We start from the raw sequence: 15,223 nt of genomic DNA on the forward strand, positions 1-15,223 counted from the left end.
TGAGAAAGGCACGCGCGGCATGCCGCCTTGACGGCGGCAGGCGGCGAAGGCCGCGCGGCCGGGTTGTCAATCGACGGTGTGAATGACGGGTGTGACGAGCGGGTCGATTTGCACCGCTTGTGCGCTCGCATCGGCCGGCGACCTGGCCGGCGAGCGCACGGCGTTTGCAGGCAAAGCGGCGCCGTCTTTCCCCGTATCGTTTGCATTACTGAATGAACTGTCGTGAAGATTCGCTGCGGCCGCATCCGGTGCGAGCGTGAATGCATTCGCAAACTGCGGGCGCTGCGATTGGCCCGGCTGCGCTTGCGAGAGTTCGCGTGCGGCGCTCGTGGTGAGCGCGACGCGCGCGTCGCTGTCGCGCGCGCTGCATGCGCCCAGCGTGCAGACCGCCGCCGCGCACGCCAGCAGCACGGCGGGCACACGCATCGTCGCGAATGCAGCGGGCAGGCTCAAACGTCTGCGCGGCGCGCTTTGCAAAGGCAGAAGCGCCGGCGCGGATTCGACCGTCATCGAAGTCTCCGTCCCAGATAGAGGCACAACAACGGCTCGAGGAGCGGCCCGAGCGGGAGCCTTGCGCGCGAGGAAAGCCGCGGCAAGGCAACGTCAGAGAGTAACGAAGCCGCTTTTAAGTTTTGTGACGGCGTGAGAAAGAAGCCGGGGTGCCGCGCAAGCGGATCGGCCTTACGCCTGGTGGATCTGCAATTCCGCGTAGCCGGTCAGCGGGTCGGGCGCCCGCGAGAAGCGATGGTCGGGGAGCAGCACCAGCAGCAGTTCGACCGTGGTACGAACCACGCAGCCGCGCGCGACATGCCCGCCGAACACGCGGCCTTGCGCGTCGGACACAGCCATGTGCAGATGCGCGCCATCGGGCGACACCGAGCCCGCCAGCGTGAGAATTTCGAGGTCGCCGCGCAATTCGGCCGGCGACTCGGCGCCTGCGAATCGCAATTGGGCGGCACCCAGGCTGCCGATGCCCTGGATGACGAACGCCGCCTGCGATGCGTATCGATTCAGCAAGCCTTCGACGGCGACGCGCAGATCGTCGCCGGGGGATAGCCGGACGGGTGTGGTTTGCATGCTGGTCTCGGGGTGGTCGTGTCCGGCACAGGTTAGGGCTGCGAGAGGAACGAGGCAAGTGAGCATGTGCAACGGCCCGCACGAAGCGGGCCGTCGTTGAATTCGCGCGCTCAGTCACCGATCACCGATGCGCGTAGATCGAACCCAGACCGGGAATGTCATGTGAAGCCGAAACCATTGCCGCACCCGCTGCCGACGCTGCATTGGCCACGCCGCCATACGCCGACGCCAACGCGCCGTTCTGGGCATCCACTCGCGCTTGCGCGGCCTGGATGTTCTGCGGGTAGTCGTTGTAGTCGGCCGCCGGGTTGTAGCCGGCCTTTTCGAGCTGCACCAGTTCGGCGCGAACCTGAGCACGCGTGAGCGGCTCGCTGGACTGCGCGAAGGAGACGACCGGAACTACGACAGCAGCGGCAACGATCAGCGACTTGAAGAGTTTCATGGTATCCACCTTTAAGCATCGGTTGAGTCGGGCCACGGTTGCATGGCACGTGCATCCAGTCATCTCGAAGTCTCGTTTGCGACTTCGCTGGCTGGCATGGGTGTATTTGACCCCCCGCACGTATCCCGCTTGTTTCCGTGGCCCCCGCTTTTGCAAGCCGCTTTGTCCGTTGCCGCGGTGGATACACAGAGATACGAAAGTCCCGCCCGGCCCGGGCTACCTGCTACCCGCGCAGATCGCGCAGCGACGCACCGTTCGGGCGCAGCCGCAGACCCGGATCGATGCGCCGCCACGGCAGGTCGGCGGGATCGGCGGCCATGGGCCCAGGCGCCTTCGCCACGAGATGCGCGGAGGCAATTGCATCGAAATCGGCGCGATAGTGGACCGAACTCTTGTTGACGAGAATCTTCATGCGCTCCGGTTCGATCCCCGCCGCACGATAGAGATTGCGGTCGAAGATCTGCATCTTGACCGAGCTGACCGCGATCCTCACGCCGTCGATACGCAGGCACGCCACCGGCCCGATCCCGGTCCACATGCCGTTCATCATGGGGCCGTCGAAGCGCACCCGCCCATCGGCGACATGCTCCACCACGAAGCGCCCGGCGAGCGGCGCGTCGCCGGGCACCCCCGAGCCGCCCGCGAGCGAGAGCTCGATAGTCGCGCCCACGCCCGCCTCGTGCGCCTTCGCGGCGGCCTGCGGGTCCCAGATCAGGCCCACGGCCGCGTCGCGTGCGCCGTGGCGCAGCAAGGCGCGCACGAGGCCCATGGTGTTCGAGTCGCCGCCCACACCCGGGTTGTCCTGCGTGTCGGCGATGACCACGGGCTGCGTGGCATGCGCGGCGAGGCGCATGGCTTCGCGCACGGCGGCGTCGGGGTCGAGAAAGCGCACTTCCCAGTCGCGTTCCTGTGCGACGATGGCCGAGGTCAGCGTATCCACCGCCGCCATCACGGCGGCTTCGTCGAAGCCGTAACCCCAAACGGTCGCGCCGCACTCGGGGAAATCGGCAGCGGGAAATCCGGGCGCGAACGAGAGCGAAACGACCGCATCGCTCTCCAATGCCGCAAGGCGCTCGTACGTGCCGCGCGCCGGTTCGACGAGCGTGCACATGCCGTTCACCGGGATCAGGAACGGAATGCGGCGCGCGAAACGTTTGAGCCTGCGCCCGGGCGCCTCGACGAGGCGCATGAGAATCTGCGCGGCGCGCGCGCCCGTCTCGGCCATGTCCACGTGCGGATAGGTGCGATACGCGACCATGGCGTCGGCATGCGCAAACATCTGCCCGGTCACGTTGGCGTGCAGATCCAGCGAGACCACCACGGGCATGTCGCGGCCCACGACGGCCCGCACGCGCGCAAGCAGTGCGCCTTCGCCGTCGTCGAGATGCTCGGCGACCATAGCGCCGTGCAGATCAAGGTAGATGGCGTCGAAGCCGCCGCGCCGCACCGCATCGACGATCTCTCCGGCAATGCGCTCGAAAGCGTCTTCGGTCACGTGCGCGGAAGCGCTCGCCCCCGCCCAGATGACCGGCACCAGCGTATGGCCCGCCGCCTCGGCCGCCTTGATGAAGCCTCCGGCGGGCACGTTCACGTCGCGCAGCGAGAGCACGTCCGCGCCGCGCGCGAGCGGCGGGAAGCCCTCGCCCTGGACGAAACTCTGCCAGCTTGCTTTCGTCGGCGCGAACGTGTTGGTCTCGTGCTGGAACCCCGCGATGAGAATTTTCATGTCCCTTACCTCATTTATATAGGATGACTGATCAAATGATATTGCGTGGGCATGCGTTGAATACGCCACGCGCGTTCAGTGCTTCGCGCTCGAGAGCCCGACCGTGAGAATCAGCAGCGCGGCGACGAGCGAAACGCCCGCCATGGCGAGCAGCGCCGGCTGAAGGTTGCCCGCCGCCGTCTTGATCCAGCCGATCGCCGCGGGCCCCCAGAAGCCGCCCGAAAGCCCAATGGTGTTGATGAGCGCGATGCCGCCCGCCGCGGCCGGCCCCTTGATGTATTCGGGCGGAATTGCCCAGAAGACCGTATAGGCCATCCACAGCGCCATCGTCACGAGCGTGAGCAGCGCGAGCGTTGGCGCCAGATGATTGCCCGTGGCGGCGCACATCGCGAAAAGCAGCGCGGCGGCCGCTGCCGGCACCGCGCAGTGCAAGCGCCGCTCGCCGAGCCGGTCCGATCGACGGCCCATATAGAGCATGCCAACGGCTGCCGCAACGTACGGAATCGACGTGTACCAGCCGAGTGTGATGAGATTGCCCACGCCCTGCGCTTTCAGGATGGCGGGCAGCCAGAAGCTGATGGCGTAAATCGACGCAATGATGCAGAAGTACGCGAGCGCCAGCACATACACCTTGCGATCGCGCAGCACGCTGCCAAACGACGTGGCGTGCGCCTCGGGCAGACCGACTTCGGCTTCGAGCCGGCGCTTTTCGGCGTCGCTCAGCCAGGCGGCATCCGCCGGACGGTCGGGCAGATAGAGGAAGGTCGCAATGCCGAGCGCGATGCACGGCAGGCCTTCCACGAGAAACATCCATTGCCAGCCCGCGAGGCCCGCCCTGCCCGCCAGCGAACTCATGATGGCCGCCGAAACCGGGCCGCCGACGATGCCGCCGATCGGCCCGGCCAGGAACACCATGGCAATGGCGCGCGCCATGCGCGAAGGGCCGTACCAGCGCGAAAGATAGAAGATCATGCCCGGCGCGAAACCGGCCTCGAAAACGCCCAGCAGGAAGCGCATGGCGTAGAACGCGTTCACGCTGCGCACGAACAGCATGCACGCCGACGTGATGCCCCACAGCACCAGAATGCGCCCGAAGGTCTTGCGCGCGCCGATTTTCGGCAGCAGCAGATTGCTCGGCAATTCGAACAGCACATAGCCGATGAAGAAAATGCCCGCGCCCACGCCATAGGCGGCATCGGAGAACCCGAGATCGGTCTGCATCTGCAGTTTTGCAAACCCGACGTTCACGCGATCGAGGTAGGCAAACAAATAGCAGATCAGCAGAAACGGCAGCAAACGCGTGTTGATCCTGCTATAGAGCGCGGAAGCGTCGAGGCTTCGCGCGGTGGGAAGAATGGCCGCCATGTCTGTCTCCTGTCGATGGGCGTCGTGCGCAACGCCATCCTGACCAGGGCATTCCACGCTAGCAAGAGCAACAAAGTTCACATATCGTTCTTTTTCAGTCAACGGTCCTTGTACGGAACCGAGAGCCATGCGCGAAATCAATCAGCAGCGGCTGCGTTATTTCCACGAAGTGCTCACGCACGGCACGATCCGCGGCGCCGCGGACAGCCTGAACACCTCGCCTTCCGTCATCACGCGGCAAATCAAGCTGCTGGAGGACGAACTCGGCGCGCAACTGTTCGAGCGGCAGGCCCGCGGTGTGAGGCCCACCGAAGCCGCGGCGCATCTGCTGGAGTTCTGGCGCGGCTATCGCGCGCAGCAGGAAAAGTTCGAGGACCAGTTGCACGCGTTGCGCGGGCTCCAGCAAGGCCGCGTGGATCTCGCCGTGAGCGAGGGTTACGTCGATGCGCTGGTGAGCGAAGTCATCACGCCGTTCTGCGCCCAGTATCCGAAGCTCGAAATCGGCCTTACGACCCTGCCCGTCGACGACGTGCTCAACGAAGTCGTGGAAAGCCGCGCGCATATCGGTATGGCGTTCAATCCGCCGCCGCATGAGCGCATCGAATATCGCGCGAGCAGCGCGCAGCCCGTTGTCCTGCTCGTGCGCAGTGATCATCCGCTCGCGCGGCGCGGCACGCCAGCCACGCTCGACGACCTCCGCGCGTGGCCGCTCGCGTTGATGCCGAGCACGTTCGGCATCGGGCATCTCGCGACGATGCTGGCGTTCGCGGAAAACATCGAGATTCGCGCCACGCTCACCACAAATTCGCTTACCGCGCTCAAGCGTTTCGTGGCCGCTGAAAACTTCGCGACGTTGATCGGCGCGTTCGCCGCCTCGCGCGAGATCGAGGCCGGCGAACTCACGACTGTGCCGATCGATCACCCGCTGTTTCTGGGCACGAAGGCTCGCGTGCTCGTGAAGTCGGGGCGGCCGCTCGTCGCGGCCGCGCATGAACTGCTCGAGTGGATCCTGAAGCGCATGACGATGTTTCAGGCGGCGCACTAAAAGTGGCCCACGTCCGCGACGGCCTGGGCGAACGCCTGCGGCGCTTTCTGCGGCAGGTTATGGCACCTGCGTGAGGCGGCGTCCGGTTCCGCTCCTTCAGCGTTCAGCCTCTAGCCTTCAACCGAACCGGACACAATAAACCGGCGGCAAATGCGCGGAGATCAGCCGCCAGCTTTCGCCGCCGTCGGCCGACGTCCACAGTCCACCCGTCGTCGATCCCATGGCGAGGCGCGTGCCGGACTCGTCGATGTCGAGCCCGTGCCGGTACACGAGGTCGTACGCCGGCGCGGCCGGCAAGCCGTTCGAGAAACGCTCGAACGTGCGCCCGCCGTCGCGCGTGCGCGTGACGACGAGCCGGCCATCCACGGGAATGCGGTACTGATCTTTCACGGCTGGCACGAACCACGCGGTATCCGGCTCGCGCGGATGCACCGCGACCGCGAAGCCGAAGCTCGATGGCTGCGCTTCGATGCGCCGCCAGTGAGCCGCGCCGTCGGTCGAGCGGAAGATCGCGCAGTGATGCTGCGTCCACAGCACGTCGGGGTTGGCCGCGCATTGCACGACGCGGTGCGGATCCTGCACATTGGCTTCGCCGCGGCGCTCGGGCGGCATATAGTCGGCCTCCATGCCATCGGCGGTGAGGCGCCAGGTCGCGCCGCCGTCGTCCGTTTGCCAGACGCCGCCGCACGATACGCCAACCGTGACGTGCCGGCTGTCGCGCGGATCGACCATCACGGAATGGATGCCCGGCGCATCGTAGCCGCCTCCTACCCATTCGCGACGCTCGGGGCGGTCCCAGAGCGCGCGGTTGAGTGTCCAGGCGTCGCCGCCGTCTTTCGAGCGGAACAATCCGCCGGGGATCGTGCCGGCCCACAGTACGCCCGGCTCGTCCGCGCCGCCGGGTTCGAGCGACCAGATCTGCTGGAGCGACCAGGGCGCGGGCGGCCGGCCCAATGCGTCGGCGACCGCGGACTGCACGTCGTCGGCGGGTTGCGGCGGGTAGACGGGCACCGCGCACTCCTCCCAGTCCGTCATGCCCGCGCGCCGTCTATGCAGCTTCACGCCGAAGTGGCCCAGATTGAGCGCGGCATAGAGCGTCCCGTCGCGCGGATCGTGCATCGCCATGCTCACCGGCTCGCCGACGAAATGCGGTTCGCCGAGCAGCCAGCCCTCCCGGCCATCGGCTTGCAGAACGAACAGCCCCTTGCGGGTCGCGACTAGCAATCGATCGCTCATCTACCAGTCCTCCTCAACCGCCCGAAAGCGCCTGCACGACGTAGACGCGGCTCGCCTCGCCGAGCGCATCGGACAGATGCTCCCGGTCGCGCAAGCGCACGCCGTCCACGAACACCGCCAGATGCTTTCGCAACGCGCCCTGATCGTCGAGGATATAGCCGCGCAAACGAGGCTGCTCGGCGAAAACGGCATCGAACGCTTCGCCGAGCGTGCGCGCGTGGATCTCGCGTTCGGGCATCGCGACGTGCCGTTGAATCGAGGCTGCGAAGAAGATGTGCGCCATGGCGGGCCGGCGGTGCGGAAGTGGCCGCATCCGCTGGTTGTGTAGTGTAGGCGATCCGCCGCGAGCTTCGAGGTGCCGCCGGTGCGCGCCCGCGAGCTGCGTTGCGCCGCAACAGCTGCAGGGGCCTTGGCGCGGCTACGGCGCGCTGCCTTCGGGCCTCGTCTTGCTGCGCAGGCACGGCGCCGGCAGGCGCATGCGGTAGAGGGAAATCGCCTGGATCGTCAGCACGCACAGAATCGCGCCGCCATACGCGGCCAACAAGTGCCAGCGCGTGAGCGTGAGGCTCAGCACGAAGAAGAACGAGGCGAAACCGAGCAGCCCCGTCGTCATGCCGCGCATCAGTTGCTGCGCCGCTTCATGGCCGATCATGCGGTGCGCGAACACGGCGAGGATGATCGCCATGAACGGGAAAGACGCCAGCACGCCGCTCGCTTCGGGCCCGACGTAAGGCGCGATGAGTGTCACGCCGACCACGAGCCCCGCGATGAGCGCCATGCGCGAAGGCAAGTCCCACCAAGGCGGCGCGAGCCGAGCGGTGCGGGCGGGCAGGTTGGGAATGCGGTGGAGCGCCAGGGCGATAGCGAGAATCGCGACGGGATACAGGCCGTTTGCAGGCAGCGCGCTCCACTGGAGCGCAGCGGCCACGAGGGCGAACGTCGCGCCGGCGCCTGCGAGCGCCACCGTCCACCCGCCATTGGCGAGCCGGCAGTACGCCACGCAGAAAGCCGCTTGCGCGGCGGTCGCGACGAGCGAGCCCGATGTCGCGTGCGAGGCAAATGCCGGCCCGTGCTCGAGCGCGAGAAAAACCGAGACCGGTCCCGATGTGAGCGGCAACCCCACGAGCAGCCCGCCGACTGCTTCGCCCCAGCGGCGAGCGGCGAGACTGGCGGCCAGCAGCAACAACGGCGTAACGACGAGTTTGAAAAGCAGAAGATCCATGAGGAACGATGCAATGCGGAGAACACCAACCTTCGGGAATGCGCCAATGGCGTAGCGCTACGTCCCGCCTTGCTGCCCATATTGAAGGTCGCCAATGCGGCTGACAAACCATTTGTCGTCATATAATGCGTGAGTCAAACTCACACGTCGCACACGCCTTCCGCTCCATGTTCGACCGGCTGCCCCCTCTGCAAACCCTGCGCGCCTTCGAAGCCACAGGGCGGCTCTTGAGCATGACGCTGGCCGCGCAGGAACTGCACGTCACGCACGGCGCGGTGAGCCGGCACATCAAGACACTCGAACGCCACCTGGGGGTGGCGCTGTTCCAGCGCCTCACGCGGCGCATCGTCCTGACCGAAGCGGGCGCCGAATTCCTGCTGGCCGTGAACCGCGCGCTCGCGGAACTGACCAAGGAGTCCGAGCGCCTGCGAGCGCACGACAGCGTCACGCGACTGAAGATCAACGCGAGCGTGTCCTTTGCGAACCGTTGGCTCGCGCCGCGCCTGCACCGGCTCAAATCGCGCCATCCGGAACTCGACGTCCACCTGGACGTGACCGACAAGTACGTCGATCTCAACGACTCGGATGTGGACGTGGCGATCCGCTACGGAAGCGGCCGGTATCCGCGCGTGCTGGCCGAGCGCATTCTCGATGAGACCGTGACACCCGTCTGCAGTCCCGAATATCGGGCGAAGATGGGCGGCATGGCATCGGTGGAGAGTCTCGCGCGCTGCACCCTGCTGCACGAGGGCGGCATGCTCGCGAACTGGGAGCAATGGCTGGCGCTGGCGGGTTTGAGCGGCGTGCGCAGCGATCGTGGCACGGCGTACAGCCACGGCAGCCTCGCCATCGAGGCGGCGATCCGCGGCGAAGGCGTGGCGCTGGGGCGCAGCGTGATCGTGGCAGACGACATCGCGACCGGCCGGCTCGTGGCGCCGTTCCCGCAATTGCGCCTCGAGTCCGAGCGCGGTCATGACCTCGTCTACCGCATGGACAGCCGCGACGAACCGAAGGTGCGTGCCGTGCGCGACTGGCTCACCGACGAGATCCAGCGCTTTCTCGCCCAGGGCGGCGGCTAAGCGAAGCGGTCAGCCGCCAAAAGCGAGTGAATCGAACATCGGGCGGGGATGGCCATCGCGTGCCGATCAGAGCGCTGCCGCAACCGGCGTGCACGGCGCCACGGCGCGAAGCATGCAGTCCGCCGCGAAGTCGACGTCTTCCTGCGTCGTGAAGCGTCCGAGGCTCAGGCGTACGGTGCGGCTCGCCGCCTCCTCGCCGAGCCCGATCGCCGTGAGCACGTGCGAAGGCGAGCCCGCGGCCGAGTTGCAGGCCGAAGTCGAAGAGATCGCGAGGTCGCCGGTCAGCAGGAACGGGAAGAAGCCCGGCAGATCGAACGTGAGGCTCAGCGTGTGCGCAATGCGCTTCGCGTGCGCGGCGTTGAGCGTGACGCCCGGCACCGCCAGCACCTGCTCCAGCAGACGCTCGCCCAGCCGCGCGATGCGCTCGCTGTCTTCCTGCATCTCGTTGCGCGCGATCTCGCACGCCACGCCCATGCCGACGATCTGGTGCGTGGCCAGGGTGCCCGAGCGCAGGCCGCGCTCATGGCCGCCGCCGTGCATTTGCGGCGCGATGCGCTCGAACGCCTCGGGGCTCACATAGAGCGCGCCGATGCCCTTCGGTCCATACACCTTGTGCGCCGACATCGAGAGGAGATCGATGCCCATCGCTTTCACGTCGATGGCTGTCTTGCCGAGCGCCTGCGCCGCATCGACGTGCAGCAGCGCGCCGGCCGCGTGCACCACGCGCGCGATCGCCGCGATGTCCGTGAGCGTGCCCACTTCGTTGTTGACCAGCATGAGCGACACCAGCCCGGTATCCGGACGCAGCGCGGCGGCCACGGCCTCGGCCGTGATTTCGCCTTGTGCGTTCGGCGCGAGGCGCGTGACCGGCATGCCGCGCGCTTCGAGGCACGTCATCGTGTCGAGGATGGCCTTGTGCTCGAGCTGGCTCGTGATGAGGTGGCGCTTTTCGGTGGCGCGGTCCGCATAGCCCTTCAGCGCGAGATTGTTCGACTCGGTCGCACCGGAAGTCCAGACGATGTCGCCGGCGTCGGCGCCGATGAGCGCCGCGACGTCCTTGCGCGCCTGCTCGACGAGCCGCCGCGCCCGCTGGCCAGCGCCGTGCGAGCTGGACGCCGGATTGCCGAAGTCGCCTTCGAGGCCCAGACAGCCGAACATCGCCTCGATCACCCTCGGGTCCGCCGGGGTGGTTGCGGCATAGTCAAAGTAACGCAAATCGCCTTTCTCGCTCATCTTCTTTCTCGCGCAACGGAACTGCCGAAAATGGTACGCGCTGGGTGCCAAAAAATGGTTCCAAAATACGGCGCCTTATCGGACAAGAAGAGGATTGAATTCTATTTAAAAAGGCGTGGGAGAAATTAAATCCTCCCTGCACAGGCATTGGCGCAAGCGGAAGGCGCACAATCCGATCGCAAAGCCAGACGAACATCGCCCCACCAATGCCCAGGCGATGCGCTAACTGCGCCGGCGCGGCGTCACGCCTCGGGCATCGCGATATCGGCGCGAATCAACTCGTCCGCGAGCGAGAGCGCCTGTTGCCGCGCCAGCGCGCCACTCGCGCATGGACCAGGGCGCGGGCATCCGTCGAATGGATAGATGAGCCGTCCATCAGTCTTGCGGCGAATGCGCAGCAACCCGTAGAAACGGCCCGCTCCATCGATCTGCTCGCCGCAGAAGACCTCGTAGTCTTCCGCGCTGACCGGGTTGCGCACGAGCGGCTTCGGCCTTCTCTCTGGCATGTCGGCACTCCGCATCTGTCCACTGAACGAGACAGGCGGATCCCAGCAAGCGCCGCGCCTGGCGACTCAACCTCGCGGACGGCCTGCCGAGGGCGCATCAGTGGACCAGGCGGGACGAATCGGGGCGCAGCCCGATATGATCCTGGCCGCGTCCGCGCGCGGCCCGGCCCATGGATCCAGCTATCGACATCGAGCGGCGCACCCTGACTTATCGCGGCGGCGCATGGGCGACCCGACCGCCCCTGCCGGCGCAAGGGGTGTCGCACGAAAGTGACCGATAACAGGCACAATACGCGACTACGCCGCCGCGCCCCTGCTGAGTTCGCGATCCGAACCGCCTTTCGCGCGGGTTTCGAGACCCTGCCCGCCCGGCCGCACCGGAATCGCCTTTTTCACGCTGTCATGACCCAAGATCTTCCCGAGCGCTCAGGCACCGCCGCGCGAGCGCAGAATTCGCCGCGCTTTCTGCTGTTCCTGATCTGCCTGTTCGCCTCTGCCGGGCAACTCGCCATCGACATCTACGTGCCCGCGCTGCCGGCCATGGCGCGCTACTTCGCGACCTCGCCGCAGGCGATCCAGTCGAGCGTATCGGTCTATATGGCCGCGTACGCGTTCGGCCAGCTCATCTTCGGACCGATCTCCGATGCCCTGGGACGCAAGCGCGTGCTGGCCTTCGGCCTCGTGGTGTACACCCTCGGTTGCCTGCTCTCGCTCGCCGCTCCGAATCTGGAGACCTTCGTGCTCGCGCGCTGTCTGCAAGGCTTCGGCATTGCCGCTACCAATCTGCTCGCGAAGGCCATCATCACCGACTCGTTCGCGGGCACCGCGCTCATGCACGCGTTCACCTATATGTCGATCACGTGGGGGCTCGCGCCGATCGTCGCGCCCGTGATCGGCGCGCATCTGCAGGAGTGGTTCGGGTGGCAGGCCTGCCTCGTGTTCCTGCTGGTCTATTCGCTCGTGATGTGGGCGCTGCTGTGGCGCTTTCGCGAGACCTTGCGGCAACCCGTGCGTCTCGAGCCGCGCACACTCGTCGCGAATGCGGGCAAGGTGCTCGCGAGCCCCGTGTTCCAGAGCTGTTTTCTCGCCCAGGGGCTCTGCTACAGCATCCTGCTCGTGTTCAACATCATCGGGCCGTTCATGGTGCAGAACACACTGCACAAGCCGCCGACGTTCTTCGGCTACCTCGCGCTCGGCATCGGCCTCATGTATTTCCTTGGCGGCCTCTCGAACCGGCTGCACGGCCCCCGCCTGCCGACGCCGGAGCAGCGGCTGCGCGTGGGCGCACGCGTGATGGCGGGCGCGGCGGTGGTCATGCTGGTGCTCGCGCTCACGGTCGGGCTGCGCGTGTGGACGCTCGCCACGCCGGTTCTCGTCATGGGCCTGTGCGCGGGCGCGATGTATCCCACGCTGATGGCCAAGGGCAATTCGCTGTTCCCGCATATCGCGGGTTTGACGAGCGCGATCCTCGGTTGCGCGCTCCTGCTGGTTTCCTCGGCGATGATGGGCCTGGCCGGCTTCGTCTCCGTGCACGTGCTCACGCCGCTCGCGGTGTTTTTCGTGCTGCTCGCGTTCACGGTCGTCGCGATGGTGACGAAGCTGCTGCGCCACCTCGCGCAAAACCAGGCCGCCGCCGCGCTCGCGCAGCGCAGCGGCGAGGCGGCTTGAGCCGATACTGGTCGCCTTCGTCCTGCTGCACAGAAGGCAATGCCGAGCCCCGCGCAAGGCATGTCTGTTTCGCGCATCAGCGCTTGAAAATCGCCTTCGTCGTAGCGGGATCGATCGGCGAGGACGAATGCTGGTGGACGATCCGCCAGCCGTCGCCGCCCTGCCTGAGCGTCACGGTGAGCCGGTTGTCCATCGAGCGCAATGTCTCTCCGTCGGCGGCCACCGCCTTGAATGACACGAAGGCGTGAACAACGGCGAGGTTCTGCGCGACGATCGTCTGCGCTTCGCTGAAATCCACCACGACGCGGTCCGTACCCAGCGAGCCGAACCAGCCCGCCACCATTTCGCGCCACGACGCGATGCCGCGATACGTCCACGCACCCCACATGTCGAAGACCAGCACGTCAGGGTCGTAGAGCGCGACGAACGCGTCGACGTCTTTTGCGAATACCGCGGATTTGTACTCGTGCAGGATATGCAGAATCGGATCGTCGGGTTTGTCCACTGTGTTTCCTCCTGAACCACGTTGAAATGGCGGTGGGAAATCGGATGATGCGGTAAAACCGGGCGCGTGGCCGCGCCGCTCATTAGAGCAATGACGATCGGATTCTGTCCAGTGCTCTTCGTCCGGATCGCGCAAACGCATCGGATAGCGTGCGGATCTGCTGGAGCGAAAACCCTCATCCGCCGCCGCGCCGGAATAATTGGCGCAGCGACAGCACGTGCAGCAGGACCGAGGCGGGCACCACGAACGCGGGCGTCAGCACGTACGGATAAATGCCTGCGTTGAGGCTCGGCATGTCCGGAGCGATCAACTCGAAACGGCCCGGCGCCCTGATGATCCCCAGGCTCACCGCGACGACGAGATCGACGAGGCCGAACATGTTCCAGGCGATCGCCGCCCTGCGCCCCTGCGCCGTCCCGCTCGCCACCGCGATGGCGGCCGGCACGGCGAACAAGCCGGTCAGCACGTCGCCGGTTCCCGCGGGCAACGCGTCCACGGTGGCCATCGCGCCATGCAGCCAGGCCGCGATCGTCCAGCCGCCGAACACACGGTAGAACTGCAGCGCGACGAGCCAGGCGAGCGGCATCGCGTCGAGCACCTTCCCCACCCGCTTCGACAACAACAGCAGCGGCGCGCCGACGATCACGGGGAGAAAGATCGCGATCGGCAGCAACGGCAGCGCCGCCGGCGAGGCGCTCAGGCGAAAGACGCCGTGAATCGCGGCGCTCCAGACGACTGCGAACCAGAACGTATGGGGGATCATGAGCGCAAGCCAGGTCGCCTGCCGCTGGCCACGCGTCAGGTCCGTGCGCTCAAGGCCGAGCCACAGGCCGAGTGCGATCAGCACCTGGGCCACGAGCTGGTGGGCCGTGGTCTGAAAACCGCTGGACGGAATGACCGGCTGCCAGTAGATCACCGCGATCCACAGGACCGTGAGTGGCGCGAACCAGAGCAGGCTGCGCCAGGCCGGGCGCGTCGCCATGATGCTAGCGGAAACGACGGGAGTACTCATCGAGGTGTTCTCCAGATAGATGATTGCCGGGATTCATGGACGGACCGGCCTCTCGCGCGAAGGCGTTCGCGCACGTCATCGACGACGACGCCAGGTGTACCATCGCTTCGCATGAGCGACTATTCATCACAATGTTGACGAGCCATGAAGCAGAACTTCACAGTGCGACAGGGCGCCCTCGATGGCGTGGAGGCGTTCCTGTGCGTTGCCCGGCATCGCAGCTTTCGCAAGGCGGCGGCGGAGCTCGGCGTGACGCCTTCGGCCATCAGCCAGGCGGTGCGCGTGCTCGAAGCGCGCATTGGCGCGGCGCTCTTCGTGCGAACCACGCGCAGCGTTGGCCTCACGCAAGCCGGTGAGCGGTTTTTCTCGCGCGCGAAACCCGCCTTCGAGGAGCTCGTTGCCGCAAGCGAAGTGGCGCGCGATCTCGGCCAGCGCCCTGCGGGCTTGCTGCGGCTCTCCGTGCCGCGAGCGATCGTTCCGTTGCTGCTCGAGCCGCTGCTCGCGTCGTTCTGCCGGGCCTATCCCGAAGTCGAGGTGGAAATCGCCGCGAGCAAGGAGGTGGTCGATCTCGCGGCGGAAGGGTTCGACGCGGGCATCCGGCTCGGGCACCTCGTTGCCGCCGACATGGTCGCCGTGCCGTTGACGCCGCCGTTTCGGCTCGTCGTCGTTGGCAGTCCTGCTTATTTCGCCGGACACAAACGCCCCCGGCGCACCGACGATCTGCGCCAGCACGCATGTTTGCGCTGGCGGCGGTCCACGGGCGCGATTGCAACATGGTCATTCAACGACGACGGCCAGGCGGCCGAGATCGCCGTATGGGGGCCGCTCATCGCCAGCGACTTTCCGACCATGCTCGGCGCGGCGATGGAAGGCATAGGCCTTGCCCAGCTACCCGAGCCGATGGTCTCCAACGCCGTGAAAGCGGGAAAGCTCGTGCGCGTGCTGGACGGCTACGCGCCCACGCTGCCAGGGGTGTTTCTCTGCTATCCGGACCGCCGGCAGATCATGCCGAAGCTGCGCGCGTTCATCGATCATGTGAAGGACCACAAGGCGGGCGGCGGCAAGGCACGCTGATGGCCGCACGCCAACGTCGACCGCATGTGCCCG

The 15,223-nt window shown here is 66.6% G+C and carries 15 protein-coding genes and 1 pseudogene; 4 read left to right on the plus strand and 12 right to left on the minus strand.

Annotated elements, in window-relative coordinates:
* Nucleotides 1-66 precede the first annotated feature (66 nt).
* The 5 genes from VSR34_RS10660 to VSR34_RS10680 form a co-directional block, all read right to left on the minus strand.
* Nucleotides 67-510: a hypothetical protein gene (locus VSR34_RS10660; protein WP_028211345.1), complete on the minus strand. Its 444-nt coding sequence runs from the start codon at nt 508-510 to the stop codon at nt 67-69.
* Nucleotides 511-681: 171 nt separating this feature from the next.
* Complete coding sequence (locus tag VSR34_RS10665; RefSeq protein WP_028211344.1) at nt 682-1,077, minus strand: PPC domain-containing DNA-binding protein; 396 nt, start codon at nt 1,075-1,077, stop codon at nt 682-684.
* 121 nt (nt 1,078-1,198) lie between these two features.
* Nucleotides 1,199-1,519 (minus strand): DUF4148 domain-containing protein, encoded by a 321-nt coding sequence (locus tag VSR34_RS10670; RefSeq protein WP_028211343.1) that lies wholly within the window; start codon nt 1,517-1,519, stop codon nt 1,199-1,201.
* 223 nt (nt 1,520-1,742) lie between these two features.
* Nucleotides 1,743-3,245, minus strand: a complete 1,503-nt coding sequence (locus VSR34_RS10675) for a M81 family metallopeptidase (RefSeq protein WP_342962463.1) — start codon at nt 3,243-3,245, stop codon at nt 1,743-1,745.
* Between the two features lie 75 nt (nt 3,246-3,320).
* On the minus strand, nt 3,321-4,610 hold the full coding sequence (locus VSR34_RS10680) for an MFS transporter (protein WP_028211341.1): 1,290 nt from the start codon (nt 4,608-4,610) through the stop codon (nt 3,321-3,323).
* A gap of 127 nt (nt 4,611-4,737) precedes the next feature.
* Here VSR34_RS10680 and VSR34_RS10685 point away from each other — a divergent pair, with 127 nt between their 5' ends.
* A complete protein-coding gene (locus VSR34_RS10685) occupies nt 4,738-5,655 on the plus strand; it encodes a LysR family transcriptional regulator (RefSeq protein ID WP_028230243.1) in 918 nt (305 codons plus the stop codon).
* 117 nt (nt 5,656-5,772) lie between these two features.
* On the opposite strand, the gene VSR34_RS10690 is transcribed toward VSR34_RS10685, so the two are convergent.
* From VSR34_RS10690 to VSR34_RS10700, 3 genes are all read right to left on the minus strand, one after another.
* A complete protein-coding gene (locus tag VSR34_RS10690) occupies nt 5,773-6,891 on the minus strand; it encodes a hypothetical protein (RefSeq protein ID WP_028230242.1) in 1,119 nt (372 codons plus the stop codon).
* A 13-nt stretch (nt 6,892-6,904) separates the two neighbouring features.
* Nucleotides 6,905-7,174 (minus strand): MoaD/ThiS family protein, encoded by a 270-nt coding sequence (locus VSR34_RS10695; protein ID WP_028211338.1) that lies wholly within the window; start codon nt 7,172-7,174, stop codon nt 6,905-6,907.
* 135 nt (nt 7,175-7,309) lie between these two features.
* The gene (locus VSR34_RS10700) at nt 7,310-8,113 is read right to left on the minus strand and encodes a hypothetical protein (RefSeq protein WP_342962464.1); all 804 of its coding nucleotides are present in this window, start codon (nt 8,111-8,113) and stop codon (nt 7,310-7,312) included.
* Between the two features lie 167 nt (nt 8,114-8,280).
* On the opposite strand from VSR34_RS10700, the gene gcvA reads away from it, so the two are divergent.
* A complete protein-coding gene (gcvA, locus tag VSR34_RS10705; RefSeq protein WP_342962465.1) occupies nt 8,281-9,192 on the plus strand; it encodes a transcriptional regulator GcvA in 912 nt (303 codons plus the stop codon).
* A 99-nt stretch (nt 9,193-9,291) separates the two neighbouring features.
* Here the strand turns inward: gcvA and VSR34_RS10710 are convergent.
* A pseudogene (locus VSR34_RS10710) lies at nt 9,292-10,425 on the minus strand (aminotransferase class V-fold PLP-dependent enzyme); the annotation flags it as partial.
* A gap of 242 nt (nt 10,426-10,667) precedes the next feature.
* Nucleotides 10,668-10,931: a DUF6723 family protein gene (locus VSR34_RS10715; RefSeq protein ID WP_042288558.1), complete on the minus strand. Its 264-nt coding sequence runs from the start codon at nt 10,929-10,931 to the stop codon at nt 10,668-10,670.
* A 402-nt stretch (nt 10,932-11,333) separates the two neighbouring features.
* On the opposite strand from VSR34_RS10715, the gene VSR34_RS10720 reads away from it, so the two are divergent.
* Nucleotides 11,334-12,599 carry a multidrug effflux MFS transporter gene (locus VSR34_RS10720; RefSeq protein ID WP_028230239.1) on the plus strand — a complete coding sequence of 422 codons (1,266 nt, stop codon included), beginning with the start codon at nt 11,334-11,336 and terminating at the stop codon, nt 12,597-12,599.
* 76 nt (nt 12,600-12,675) lie between these two features.
* Here the strand turns inward: VSR34_RS10720 and VSR34_RS10725 are convergent, their stop codons facing one another.
* Nucleotides 12,676-13,104 (minus strand): nuclear transport factor 2 family protein, encoded by a 429-nt coding sequence (locus tag VSR34_RS10725; protein WP_028230238.1) that lies wholly within the window; start codon nt 13,102-13,104, stop codon nt 12,676-12,678.
* Nucleotides 13,105-13,279: 175 nt separating this feature from the next.
* Nucleotides 13,280-14,116 (minus strand): MFS transporter, encoded by an 837-nt coding sequence (locus VSR34_RS10730; protein WP_342962466.1) that lies wholly within the window; start codon nt 14,114-14,116, stop codon nt 13,280-13,282.
* 144 nt (nt 14,117-14,260) lie between these two features.
* Here VSR34_RS10730 and VSR34_RS10735 point away from each other — a divergent pair, with 144 nt between their 5' ends.
* On the plus strand, nt 14,261-15,190 hold the full coding sequence (locus tag VSR34_RS10735; protein ID WP_342962467.1) for a LysR family transcriptional regulator: 930 nt from the start codon (nt 14,261-14,263) through the stop codon (nt 15,188-15,190).
* The last annotated feature ends 33 nt before the right edge of the window (nt 15,191-15,223 follow it).

Source organism: Paraburkholderia sp. JHI2823, from assembly GCF_038900695.1.
Classification (GTDB): domain Bacteria; phylum Pseudomonadota; class Gammaproteobacteria; order Burkholderiales; family Burkholderiaceae; genus Paraburkholderia; species Paraburkholderia mimosarum.

What these genes read in the sequence shown, in the direction of transcription:
- VSR34_RS10660 (WP_028211345.1), bottom strand. Translation starts at nt 510, where the DNA reads ATGACGGTCGAATCCGCGCCGGCGCTTCTGCCTTTGCAAAGCGCGCCG.
- VSR34_RS10665 (WP_028211344.1), bottom strand. Translation starts at nt 1,077, where the DNA reads ATGCAAACCACACCCGTCCGGCTATCCCCCGGCGACGATCTGCGCGTC.
- VSR34_RS10670 (WP_028211343.1), bottom strand. Translation starts at nt 1,519, where the DNA reads ATGAAACTCTTCAAGTCGCTGATCGTTGCCGCTGCTGTCGTAGTTCCG.
- VSR34_RS10675 (WP_342962463.1), bottom strand. Translation starts at nt 3,245, where the DNA reads ATGAAAATTCTCATCGCGGGGTTCCAGCACGAGACCAACACGTTCGCG.
- VSR34_RS10680 (WP_028211341.1), bottom strand. Translation starts at nt 4,610, where the DNA reads ATGGCGGCCATTCTTCCCACCGCGCGAAGCCTCGACGCTTCCGCGCTC.
- VSR34_RS10685 (WP_028230243.1), top strand. Translation starts at nt 4,738, where the DNA reads ATGCGCGAAATCAATCAGCAGCGGCTGCGTTATTTCCACGAAGTGCTC.
- VSR34_RS10690 (WP_028230242.1), bottom strand. Translation starts at nt 6,891, where the DNA reads ATGAGCGATCGATTGCTAGTCGCGACCCGCAAGGGGCTGTTCGTTCTG.
- VSR34_RS10695 (WP_028211338.1), bottom strand. Translation starts at nt 7,174, where the DNA reads ATGGCGCACATCTTCTTCGCAGCCTCGATTCAACGGCACGTCGCGATG.
- VSR34_RS10700 (WP_342962464.1), bottom strand. Translation starts at nt 8,113, where the DNA reads ATGGATCTTCTGCTTTTCAAACTCGTCGTTACGCCGTTGTTGCTGCTG.
- gcvA (WP_342962465.1), top strand. Translation starts at nt 8,281, where the DNA reads ATGTTCGACCGGCTGCCCCCTCTGCAAACCCTGCGCGCCTTCGAAGCC.
- VSR34_RS10715 (WP_042288558.1), bottom strand. Translation starts at nt 10,931, where the DNA reads ATGCCAGAGAGAAGGCCGAAGCCGCTCGTGCGCAACCCGGTCAGCGCG.
- VSR34_RS10720 (WP_028230239.1), top strand. Translation starts at nt 11,334, where the DNA reads ATGACCCAAGATCTTCCCGAGCGCTCAGGCACCGCCGCGCGAGCGCAG.
- VSR34_RS10730 (WP_342962466.1), bottom strand. Translation starts at nt 14,116, where the DNA reads ATGAGTACTCCCGTCGTTTCCGCTAGCATCATGGCGACGCGCCCGGCC.
- VSR34_RS10735 (WP_342962467.1), top strand. Translation starts at nt 14,261, where the DNA reads ATGAAGCAGAACTTCACAGTGCGACAGGGCGCCCTCGATGGCGTGGAG.